The organism is Shewanella gelidimarina (genome assembly GCF_023283945.1).
GTDB classification, from domain to species: Bacteria; Pseudomonadota; Gammaproteobacteria; order Enterobacterales; family Shewanellaceae; genus Shewanella; species Shewanella gelidimarina.
Map to the genome: position 1 here is coordinate 99199 of NZ_JAKIKW010000020.1, position 10200 is coordinate 109398.

Here is a 10200-nt window from a genome sequence, read left to right on the forward strand (position 1 = left end):
TTTATCCTTGTTTTGCGTCTAATCGAGCTGCTTTTTCTAGCTTTTGCTTAATACGTTGACGTTTTAATGGTGATAAGTAGTCAACAAACAGCTTTCCTGCCAAATGGTCGAGTTCATGTTGCAAGCAAATCGCAAACAAGCCTTCTGCTTCTAACGTAAACTCATTACCGTCACGGTCAAGCGCTTTAATGGTGACAAACTCTGCCCGATCCACTTCGGCATATATCCCTGGAACAGACAGACAGCCTTCTTCATTACGAAAATCACCGCTTTTGGCGATAATCTCTAAATTAATGAATACCGTTGGCCGTTCGACCTCATCTTGCAAGTCCATTACGATGAGCTGATGATGAAAATCAACTTGGGTGGCTGCTAGGCCAATGCCCTTTTCTTCGTACATGGTTTCGAGCATATCGTCGATTTGCGTCTGCAGTGCAGCGCCAAACTCAGTGATTGGCTGTGCAATCGTGCGTAATCTTTCATCTGGAAAACGTAACACTTTTAGTAAACTCATACCTAAACTCTTAACAGGTCTGTCAAATCTAAGTCAGTTGGTTATACTGGCTTTGGCTAATGACTCAATTTTAGTCTTTAGCGGCATTCAATAACAGCAAAAGCTCTACTTATAATCTAATAAAGAGCAAATAGCATGGATACCCTGATGAAACGGTTACTATTACTTGCCTCACTTATGCTTGGTTGTACGTTCGTATTCGCTGATACTTTGACACTTAAATCTGGACACCCTGAGTCCTATGTTGTCAAAAAAGGCGATACCCTTTGGGATATATCAACTTTTTTCCTAAAGGATCCTTGGCGCTGGCCAACATTGTGGGGAGCGAACCCGCAAGTGGCTAACCCGCACTTAATTTATCCCGGTGATAAACTGACGTTGGTGTTTATTGATGGTGTGCCACGTTTGGTGGTTAAACCTCATTTAAGCAAGAGCCCTGCTGGGCGTATCTCGGCAAAGAACGGCGCCATCCCCGCGGTCGATTTGTCACTTATTCAACCTTATTTACTGCAAAATAGAGTTGTTGATGCGCAGTGGTTTGAAGCGCAGCCTATGATTATGGGTGGTGAAAGTCCGTCTAAATATCATGTGGTGTCAGATATTGTCTATGTTCAAGGTGAACTGACCGTCGGTGATAAGTTTGGCGTTTATGCGCAGGGCCGTGAGTTCTCTAATACTGAGGGCGAGGCTCTCGGGTTAGAAGTGGTGTTGACGGCCAGTGGTCGAGTGGTTGAATCTGGCGCTGTTTCTAAGATTGAATTACTCAGTAGCTTACGCGAAACAAGAGCTGGCAACCGTATCTTACCGATTGAAGATGACTCGTTGATGTCAGCCTACTTTATGCCGAGAGCTGCGGAGTTAACCGCTGTTACGACCGTTTTGGCATCGGGTAAAGACATTAGAGAAATGGGTAAGCTAGATGTCGTCTACCTTGACCGTGGTGATATCGACGGGGTTGAAACTGGTCATGTGTTCTCTATTTTCAAAGAGGGCGACGTTGTCGTTATCGATGGTGACGGTATACCTGTACAGCCTAACGATCGTAATCGTTACGAGAAGATGTTAGCCAATGTATCGGCGGATAATGCAGTACAAATGCCGGATCTATATCGTGGTAAGTTAATGGTCTTCAAAGTCTTCGAAAAGGTCAGCTTAGGAATTATCCTCAAAAATGAAAGGCCTGTCCGCGTTGCGGATAAACTCACCATTCCCGATTCGCTGATAGCGGGTGAATAGTCTAGAGTTAGAGCTTATACCAGTGCAGCGATAGTGCTGCACTGACATTAGAGGCTAAGTTATTAATGACAAGCTGGTCGATTGGCTAGTTGTTTCTGCTGTATCTGGGCTAGGACCCGCTCGGATTAAACAATTAATAAATTACATGGATGTGGAAGAGCTAAGGCAAAGGTTAGCCCATGAACCCGATGCATTACCTCTACCAGAGTCATTACTCAATTCTAATTTAACCCCCAATTACGCCTTAGTTGATACTGCACTTGAATGGCAACAACAAAGTGAATTCAACCATTTAGTGTGTTTGGCTGATCCTCTCTATCCGCCTTTGCTTAAACAGATTAGTGACCCGCCAACCGTCCTGTTCATCAAAGGTAATATCACCAGTTTAATACGCCCGAGTATTGCGATTGTTGGTAGTCGTAATGCCACGCCGGGGGGATTGAAAATGGCTTACTCGTTGTCTTCGCAGCTGGTGGATCAGTATCTGTGCATTGTCAGTGGTATGGCGTTAGGGATCGATGGGGCTGCACATCAGGCTGCTATTGATAACAGAGGCACCAGCATTGCGGTTTTGGGCACAGGGGCTGAAGTTATTTATCCCAAAAGGCATCGGAGTATTTATCATGATATTCAGAATGATGGCTGCGTTATGAGTGAGTTTTGGCCCCAAGTGAAACCCTATTCTGGTAATTTTCCGAAACGAAACCGGATCATTAGCGGTCTAACTCTAGGTACCCTTGTTGTAGAAGCTAGCTTGAAAAGTGGTTCTTTAATTAGTGCTAGGTTAGCCAATGAGCAAGGACGAGAAGTGTTTGCGATACCGGGAAGTGTATTGAGTGGTCAGAGTGAGGGCTGTCATCAACTGCTTCGTGATGGGGCCAAATTAGTGGAGTCTGCTGGCGACATTTTAGAAGAAATCGCGGTTTTATCTGGCTACCACCTTGAAGAAGTGAAGGCCTGCCACCATATAGGGGGTGAGATAGTCTCTGATTTGCCATTTGCTTCGCTGTTAGCTAGTGTAGGTTATGAAACCACAACGATTGATAACGTGGTTGAGCATAGTGGAAAAGCCATAGAGCTAGTATTGGAGCAGTTGCTTGAGCTTGAATTACAAGGTTGGGTTACTGCTGTACCCGGTGGTTATGTAAGACTTAAGAGGAGCTAGCCATGTTTGATATCCTCATGTATCTATTTGAAAACTATGTGCATAGTGAAGCTGAGTTTTTAGTCGATGAAGACGAACTCACAAAAGAATTAACGCGTGCTGGCTTTCACCAGTCGGAGATAATCAAGGCTTTGACTTGGTTAGAAGGCTTAGCCGAGTTGCAAGAGGCGGGAACACCTTACCTTTGCAATCATGATCAACAATCTTTCCGTATTTATACCAAAGATGAGATAAATAAAATTGATGTGGAAAGCCGAGGCTTTCTGCTGTTTCTAGAGCAAATTAAAGTGCTCAGTGTAGAAACGCGTGAGATGGTTATCGATCGAGTGATGGAGCTAGACGAAACAACGTTAAATTTAGATGATCTAAAATGGGTTATCTTAATGGTGTTATTTAATGCGCCAGGACATGAGTTGGCCTATGAACAGATGGAAGATCTTATCTTTGAGCAGCCTGATGGCCGTCTGCATTCATAGTTAAGTACCTGTTTGAGCATATAAAAAGGAGGCTAACGCCTCCTTTTTAGTACATTCAATAGCGAGTGCTAAAAATGTAAGTGTTTGCTGTCTTGAGTTAAGTGCTCTGGCTGCAAGTAGTCACGATAAGCATAGCGGTTCTGTTTATGCAGTCTAGGCTTAGCTTTTTCTTCACTTTCATCGAATTGTTCGACTTGAGTGGTAAGCCAATCTGCAAACTCTTGTTGATGTTGAGTCAACTCGGCGAGTAATGACTCATAACCTTCAAAGTAATCCGTTTTCAAGAACTGGCTCAGCTTCACGTAATCACTATGGTGATGCTCGGCAAGAAAACGCACCGCCATGTAACTCCATTTGTAGGTCATATCTACGCCATCTTTGTACTCAGTCGCGAATATATCTTCTAATGACGGGGCCTCTTCGATGTCGCGCTTGATGATTTTAAGCGTGGTTGGATTTTTATCTCCCCGCGCAATGTACTCTGCTAAACCCTCTGACCACCACACCATTTTGCTAGGGAAGTGTCCGAAACCACCATACTTTACAAAGTGGCCATCTAAATAATGTACATATTCATGATTTAAGTTCCAAATCGCAAATTCAGGCTCTATCCACCATTGGCGATAGGCAAAGAAAGTCGCTTGGTTCCCCGGTTTGGACGGCTGTCCTTCGATATACATGCCACCGTTATCGGTTTGAATGTCGAAGACTAACTGACCATAGTAGTGATACTGGCTCCAGTTTTTGAACGCCACCACTCTTAATGCATCATTGTTATCATTGGCTGTGGGCTGCTGCTGCGTTTCAAGCAGCTGATGAAAATGCGACTCTTGAGATGTGAGCTTAGTACAGCTGTCAGTGAGCTCTTGTGAGTTAAGATCTTGCGCTAAGATAAATAGCGAGTCAGAGCAACGGTGCTCTATTGGGAGTGCTTCTTTAAGTTCTGGGATACGGCATATTTCGCTGTTTTCTTGGCAGCGCTCTTGTGCGGCAAAGGTATTAACATGGTAGCCCTTGCTGTATGCATCTTTGGCGCTATCTCCGCGTTCGGCGACATCTTGCTTAGCAATATTTGCAACGGCTTCATCGACAGCTTTTTCAAGTGCTGTTGTTTCGCCATCCTCTGATGATGGCAGTGCCAGTCTATAGAGTGCTAACGCCCAATATGCATTGGTTCGCGGCCAGTCTTTATCAGCGCGAATACTTGCGGCGCTGGCAGCAAAAGAAACTAAAGGCTCATTGAGCTGTGCCGAGAGTAACGTGGTGTTGAGCTCGCCATCAGTGTCCTTGCGACTCACACTGAACAAAAAACCATAGGCTTTTAATGTTTCCAGCAAAGCGTAGTCGTTTGCCTGTTGGCTGGCAGTGTTTGCCAGTTGGGCTAGCTGAGTGTTTAGCTGCGGTAGTAGTGGTGCGAGTTGCACTGCACGTTCATTGCTCGAGAAATAGCGATAAACAGTTACCGCATACTGCTCCTGCAAGCGAGCTTGGTTATTTAATTGACCTGAGCTTGCAAGTTGTTCAAGGGCAACAGATAACCCAGCATAGTCCTTCGCTTCTAGCTGATCTATGGGGCCATAATAACTAAATGCACGGAAGTAATAGAGTAGCTTATCAAGGCTATTGAATTCAGTGGTGGTTGCCAAAGCCGCGCTTGCTTGTTGGAAATGAGCAACAGTTAACAGTGGGCTTGAAGCATCAAAGAGTGTACTTTCTGAAGCTGTAGATATTTGTTGTACGAGTGCTGGCTTAAGTGGGGGATTGTTTGTGCTTGAACAGCCAGATATTGAGCCAGATAGCGCCGCTATGATGGTTAAAGCTATTTTATTTTTTGTATTCATCAATTACACCTTTGTGTTTTGAATACAATATACCACCGCTTTTTATCAAAACCTATTAGATGAATACAAAAGTTACGCTAATACTTGGTAGAATAGCGCTATATTGAAGAACTGAGATAATCATGGCTAAAATCGATAAGCAACTGTTTACAACACATGAACACGCATTAGAAAAAGAGTATGAACTCTGTCCTAAGTGTGGCTGTGAGCTGTCAGTAAGACACAGTAAACACGGTGGGTTTATCGGCTGCAATAACTATCCTAGTTGTGATTACACTCGGCCATTAGTGCAGCATGAGTCTATAGAAACTCAAGTGATTGAAGGCTCATCCTGCCCCGAGTGCGGCAGTGAACTCGCTGTTAAGTCTGGTCGATTTGGTATTTTTATTGGTTGTACTAATTACCCTCAATGCAGTCACATCGAAAAACACGATCAAACCGACGCAGAAGATGAAATTGATTGTCCAAAGTGTAAGTCGGGTCATGTTGAGCATAGAACCAGTCGATTTGGTAAATCATTCTATGCTTGCAGTGCTTATCCTAAATGTAAGTTTTTGGTGAACTACCCACCTAGAGCTGAAGCGTGTCCTGATTGTGGTTTTGAGATCTTAGTTGAACGTAAAGGGGCGGCAGGCATGCGCTTAGAATGTCCCGAGAAAACGTGCAAATATAAACGGCCAGTCTAAATAATCATATTATCTTCCACTAATGTCGCTTTTGAGTAATCATAGTGATATTGAACAGTGCAGCTTATATGAGTAAGGATCAGTGAGATAAATGTTAGAAGTATTGCCTGCTGAAGTGGCTGAGCTTATTGAACAAGGAGGCATCATCGCCTACCCAACTGAGGCCGTTTATGGCTTAGGTTGTGATCCTGACAATGATGAAGCTATTCATCAATTGCTGCAAATCAAGCAACGTCCTTGGCACAAAGGCTTGATACTCGTTGCAGGTGACTATCAACAACTCCTTCCCTATATAGATGAATCTCAGCTTAGCGTTGAGCAGCTGGCATTTGTTCACAGTAAATGGCCCGGCCCCTTTACCTTTATCATGCCAATTAAGCCTGGGCTGTCTAAATTATTAAGCGGTACCTTTGATTCCATAGCCGTACGAGTTACCTCGCACATCGGTGTGAAAGGGCTATGCGCTGCAATCAATAAACCCATTGTTTCAACCAGTGCCAATTTATCAGGTCAAGAGCCCGCGTTATCACCTATAGCCGTTCGACAGCAGTTTGAGGGCATTATTGCTGGGTTAGTGGTTGGAGAGCTAGGAAGTCAGACAGCTCCTTCAACGATTATCGATGCCAAGAGCGGCAACATTATAAGAAAAGGTTAATCAAGGAAAAGTATGAGCACACCAGATTCTGCAATAGTAAAAGCTTTCTTACTCGATCTTCAAACTCGAATTTGTAATGGACTCCAAGCGCTAGACGGCTCTGCACAATTTGTGGAGGACTCTTGGAAACGTGAAGAGGGCGGTGGTGGACAAAGTCGTGTATTAACGGCAGGAGCGGTATTTGAACAAGCGGGGGTAAACTTTTCTCATGTGACAGGTGCATCTATGCCTGCATCGGCAACGGCTCACCGTCCTGAACTCGCTGGGCGTAGCTTCGAGGCGATGGGGGTTTCGTTAGTTATTCACCCTAAGAACCCGCATATACCAACGACTCATGCCAATGTACGCTTTTTTATCGCGCATAAAGAGGGCGCTGATCCGGTATGGTGGTTTGGGGGTGGTTTTGACTTGACCCCTTATTACCCTTACCTAGAAGACGTTGTAGAGTGGCACCAAAATGCCAAGTCTTTGTGTGAACCCTTTGGCGACGAGGTATATCCAAAATATAAGCAATGGTGTGATGAATACTTTTGGTTACCGCATCGAAACGAAACTCGCGGCGTTGGCGGGTTGTTCTTTGATGATCTCAATAAAGAGGGCTTTGATAAGAGTTTTGCCTTTATGCAGGCGGTAGGTAATGGCTTTATAACGGCTTACTCACCCATTGTTGAACGCCGTAAGGATACTGAGTATGGCGAACATGAACGCCAATTCCAACTGTATCGCCGTGGCCGTTATGTTGAATTTAATTTGGTTTATGATCGTGGCACCTTGTTTGGATTACAGACAGGAGGCCGTACTGAGTCAATTTTGATGTCTATGCCACCGCTAGTGCGTTGGGAATATGCCTACACTCCAGAAGCCGGCAGCCCTGAAGCCGAATTATACAGTGACTTTCTTAAGCCAAGAGAGTGGTTAAGCGCGTAGGCTGCAGAAAGTAGTCTACAAAATAAGATGAAACCAGTTTCGTCAGCCTAAAAGGGCGTTACTGGTTTCGCATATGATCAGCAAGTGTCGATATCGCAGTGTAAATGGCCTGTTGGTGTTGCTTATCTTCTATCTCTATTTCAATCGCGGTTCTCATACAAGCTAACCATTGGTCGCGCATGTTCTCGTCAATGTTGAACGGCATATGTCTTGCTCTTAAAGCGGGATGGCCATGTTTTTGCTGATATAGCTGCGGTCCGCCTAACCAACCGCTTAGAAATTCAAATAACTTTTGTTCAGATTCACTCAGCGGTGCTCTGTGAATATTCAGCAACTCTTTGCTTTCTTGTTTAGACTGCATCTGCAAATAAAACTGATGAGCAACTGCGCGAATCGTTTTCTCGCCACCAATACGATCATAAGCATTCGATTGCTGCGGATCTCGCTCTTCTGTGGTCTCTTTTTTACTTACTAGGCGTTTTAACCAGTTCATTTTTCATCTTCTGTTAGCACTCATGCCGCCATTGTAGCAACATGCGCAGTGAAAATAACGGCGACAGAATAGATTGCTAGTGGCTAAATCCGCGGTAAACTAACCCTCACTAAGTTTAGCTAGCAACAGAGTGTTGATCATGACGGATAGATACGCAGTATTTGGCAACCCCATTGGGCACAGTAAGTCACCGAAAATCCATGCCGTGTTTGCTGCTGAAACAGATCAGTCATTACGTTATGAAGCCATTTTGGCGCCAGTGGATGCATTTGAAGCTAGCTTTGGTACTTTTGTTGCCAACCAAGGCTTGGGGGCAAATGTTACCGTGCCTTTTAAAGAGCAAGCGTTTGCACTGTGTGATGAATTAAGTGACCAAGCGCAGCTTGCTGGGGCTGTAAACACGCTATCGGTATTAAGCAATGGCACAATTCGTGGGGATAATACCGACGGGCTGGGACTGGTTACCGATCTACAGCGACAGTTCGGTAGCCTAAAAGGCTTAAATATTTTGCTGGTGGGTGCGGGGGGGGCGGCTAGAGGCAGTGTATTGCCACTATTGCAGGCTGGTATCGCTAAGTTAACGATCGTTAATCGCACCCAATCTAAAGCTGAAGCATTGGTCGATATATTTTCTGAGTACGGTGATGTCGTCACATTACCTATCGAACATACTGGCCACAGCTATGACGTCATCATTAACTCAACCTCATCTAGCTTAAGCGGCGATGTACCCAAGATCAGTTACCAAACGATAGCTGAAGACACTGTTTGCTACGATATGATGTATGGCAAAGAGCAAACCGCCTTTAACGCTTGGGCACTAGCGCAAGGCGCCAAGCAAGCAGTTGATGGTTTAGGGATGCTGGTGGGACAAGCTGCGCAGAGTTTTTTGATATGGCGTAAGGTTAAACCTAGCGTTGAAACGGTTTTAACGCAGTTGAGAGCAGAGCTTTAATAGAGAGCAAAATGAATCAAAGTATATTGTTTCCTGACTTACAAGATTGGGAGCCGCAAGCCCTGAGTGTTGTTTTCCCCGTTCAGGTGCAAGGCGTCAATGTAGAGTGTCGAATTGGCTTAGCAAAGTTAGCTGAATTGTCTGCGACAGCACTGAGTGCAGATCAACATGATATCGCTAGCAAGGCTTTGACTATATTTGACGAGTATCGATTTGATATAGAGGATGAGGTCGAACAACTCATCGAACAAGAGTCATTCGATGAGTTAGGTAGAGTGATACTTATATAGCTAGTCTCTCTTATGCGCCTTCTTGCAAATATTCATTTTTCAGTCTGACATAGTTGTCAGCAGATTGAGGTAAGAAGGCAAGCTCTGCTTCGGTTAGTGCACGGATCTGCTTAGCCGGGCTACCGACATAGAGATAACCACTTTTTAATACTTTATTGGGCGGCACTAAAGAACCCGCACCCAAAATCACATCATCTTCTAATATCGCACCATCAAGGATGATCGCCCCCATACCGACTAAAATACGATTACCCACTTTACAGCCATGCAACATCGCTTTATGCCCAATCGTTACATCGTCACCAATAATTAACGGCTGACCCTCAGGTAATGAAGGAGACTTGCGAGTGACATGTAGTACAGTGCCATCCTGAATGTTTGTACGTTTGCCAATGCTAATATGGTTAACGTCACCTCTGGCAGCGACTAAAGGCCAAATACTCGAATCATCATCTAAGGTGATATCACCCACCAAAACACATGCTTCATCGATATAAACATCATTTTTAAGCTGTGGCACTGTTCCTTTGTATGAGCGTAGTGACTTGTTATTTTGCGAGCTAGTCATCTCAAAATCCTTAAAGTGGCTGTTTTGGGCATTATAAAGCCTAAAAAGTAGCTAGTCAGGGTGTTTTATCATCAAACAGCAACAATAGACCCTTTTTATTAAGAAAGCCTCTTGTGCTCCATCAGTATTTCCCTATAATTCGCACCCACTGACACGGCACAGCAGGCCAACTACTTAGGTAGTACGGGACTTGCAGCAGTGTTAGAGAGTTAAAACTCTTCGGAGATTTGATTCAGGTGACAAGCGCTTTAAGGGCTTCGGTTTTGACTTCTGATTAAGAAAGCATCACTCGAAAAACTTCTTAAAATAAGCACTTGACGCTGACACTGGAGAGTGTAGAATACGCCTCCTCAAGCCAACGACCTAGCGTCTTCGGCGACACATGAAAGATGGT

General features: G+C 44.5%; 12 protein-coding genes. 8 read left to right on the forward strand and 4 right to left on the reverse strand.

The genetic code is table 11. The annotated features are described in order from the left end of the window. Position 1 precedes the first annotated feature (1 nt). Positions 2-514: a peptide deformylase gene (def, locus tag L2729_RS16295; RefSeq protein WP_248989203.1), complete on the reverse strand. Its 513-nt coding sequence runs from the start codon at positions 512-514 to the stop codon at positions 2-4. A gap of 135 nt (positions 515-649) precedes the next feature. On the opposite strand from def, the gene L2729_RS16300 reads away from it, so the two are divergent. From L2729_RS16300 to L2729_RS16310, 3 genes are all read left to right on the forward strand, one after another. Beyond that, positions 650-1750, forward strand: a complete 1101-nt coding sequence (locus tag L2729_RS16300; protein ID WP_248989204.1) for a LysM peptidoglycan-binding domain-containing protein — start codon at positions 650-652, stop codon at positions 1748-1750. Between the two features lie 145 nt (positions 1751-1895). Further along, the gene (gene dprA / locus L2729_RS16305) at positions 1896-2915 is read left to right on the forward strand and encodes a DNA-processing protein DprA (protein ID WP_248989205.1); all 1020 of its coding nucleotides are present in this window, start codon (positions 1896-1898) and stop codon (positions 2913-2915) included. A gap of 2 nt (positions 2916-2917) precedes the next feature. Continuing rightward, positions 2918-3391 carry a DUF494 family protein gene (locus tag L2729_RS16310; protein WP_101089029.1) on the forward strand — a complete coding sequence of 158 codons (474 nt, stop codon included), beginning with the start codon at positions 2918-2920 and terminating at the stop codon, positions 3389-3391. 68 nt (positions 3392-3459) lie between these two features. Here the strand turns inward: L2729_RS16310 and L2729_RS16315 are convergent, their stop codons facing one another. Further along, positions 3460-5232 carry a collagenase gene (locus L2729_RS16315; RefSeq protein WP_248989206.1) on the reverse strand — a complete coding sequence of 591 codons (1773 nt, stop codon included), beginning with the start codon at positions 5230-5232 and terminating at the stop codon, positions 3460-3462. 122 nt (positions 5233-5354) lie between these two features. Here L2729_RS16315 and L2729_RS16320 point away from each other — a divergent pair, with 122 nt between their 5' ends. The 3 genes from L2729_RS16320 to hemF all read left to right on the forward strand — a co-directional run bounded on the left by L2729_RS16320 (position 5355) and on the right by hemF (position 7500). Then, a complete protein-coding gene (locus L2729_RS16320; RefSeq protein WP_248989207.1) occupies positions 5355-5918 on the forward strand; it encodes a DNA topoisomerase family protein in 564 nt (187 codons plus the stop codon). A gap of 91 nt (positions 5919-6009) precedes the next feature. Then, positions 6010-6573 carry an L-threonylcarbamoyladenylate synthase type 1 TsaC gene (gene tsaC, locus L2729_RS16325; protein ID WP_248989208.1) on the forward strand — a complete coding sequence of 188 codons (564 nt, stop codon included), beginning with the start codon at positions 6010-6012 and terminating at the stop codon, positions 6571-6573. 12 nt (positions 6574-6585) lie between these two features. Continuing rightward, positions 6586-7500 (forward strand): oxygen-dependent coproporphyrinogen oxidase, encoded by a 915-nt coding sequence (gene hemF / locus L2729_RS16330; protein WP_248989209.1) that lies wholly within the window; start codon positions 6586-6588, stop codon positions 7498-7500. A gap of 58 nt (positions 7501-7558) precedes the next feature. On the opposite strand, the gene L2729_RS16335 is transcribed toward hemF, so the two are convergent. Further along, positions 7559-7993, reverse strand: coding sequence for a group II truncated hemoglobin (locus tag L2729_RS16335; protein WP_248989210.1), 435 nt, complete (start codon positions 7991-7993; stop codon positions 7559-7561). A 139-nt stretch (positions 7994-8132) separates the two neighbouring features. On the opposite strand from L2729_RS16335, the gene aroE reads away from it, so the two are divergent. After that, a complete protein-coding gene (aroE, locus tag L2729_RS16340; RefSeq protein WP_248989211.1) occupies positions 8133-8948 on the forward strand; it encodes a shikimate dehydrogenase in 816 nt (271 codons plus the stop codon). 11 nt (positions 8949-8959) lie between these two features. Continuing rightward, entirely contained in the window at positions 8960-9238 is a 279-nt protein-coding gene (locus tag L2729_RS16345; protein ID WP_248989212.1) for a DUF1488 family protein, read from the forward strand. A gap of 10 nt (positions 9239-9248) precedes the next feature. Here the strand turns inward: L2729_RS16345 and L2729_RS16350 are convergent, their stop codons facing one another. Then, entirely contained in the window at positions 9249-9806 is a 558-nt protein-coding gene (locus L2729_RS16350) for a gamma carbonic anhydrase family protein (protein WP_248989213.1), read from the reverse strand. Positions 9807-10200: the final 394 nt, after the last annotated feature.

Coding starts and splice junctions, on each gene's coding strand:
- def (WP_248989203.1), bottom strand. CDS start 514: ATGAGTTTACTAAAAGTGTTACGTTTTCCAGATGAAAGATTACGCACG.
- L2729_RS16300 (WP_248989204.1), top strand. CDS start 650: ATGGATACCCTGATGAAACGGTTACTATTACTTGCCTCACTTATGCTT.
- dprA (WP_248989205.1), top strand. CDS start 1,896: ATGGATGTGGAAGAGCTAAGGCAAAGGTTAGCCCATGAACCCGATGCA.
- L2729_RS16310 (WP_101089029.1), top strand. CDS start 2,918: ATGTTTGATATCCTCATGTATCTATTTGAAAACTATGTGCATAGTGAA.
- L2729_RS16315 (WP_248989206.1), bottom strand. CDS start 5,232: ATGAATACAAAAAATAAAATAGCTTTAACCATCATAGCGGCGCTATCT.
- L2729_RS16320 (WP_248989207.1), top strand. CDS start 5,355: ATGGCTAAAATCGATAAGCAACTGTTTACAACACATGAACACGCATTA.
- tsaC (WP_248989208.1), top strand. CDS start 6,010: ATGTTAGAAGTATTGCCTGCTGAAGTGGCTGAGCTTATTGAACAAGGA.
- hemF (WP_248989209.1), top strand. CDS start 6,586: ATGAGCACACCAGATTCTGCAATAGTAAAAGCTTTCTTACTCGATCTT.
- L2729_RS16335 (WP_248989210.1), bottom strand. CDS start 7,993: ATGAACTGGTTAAAACGCCTAGTAAGTAAAAAAGAGACCACAGAAGAG.
- aroE (WP_248989211.1), top strand. CDS start 8,133: ATGACGGATAGATACGCAGTATTTGGCAACCCCATTGGGCACAGTAAG.
- L2729_RS16345 (WP_248989212.1), top strand. CDS start 8,960: ATGAATCAAAGTATATTGTTTCCTGACTTACAAGATTGGGAGCCGCAA.
- L2729_RS16350 (WP_248989213.1), bottom strand. CDS start 9,806: ATGACTAGCTCGCAAAATAACAAGTCACTACGCTCATACAAAGGAACA.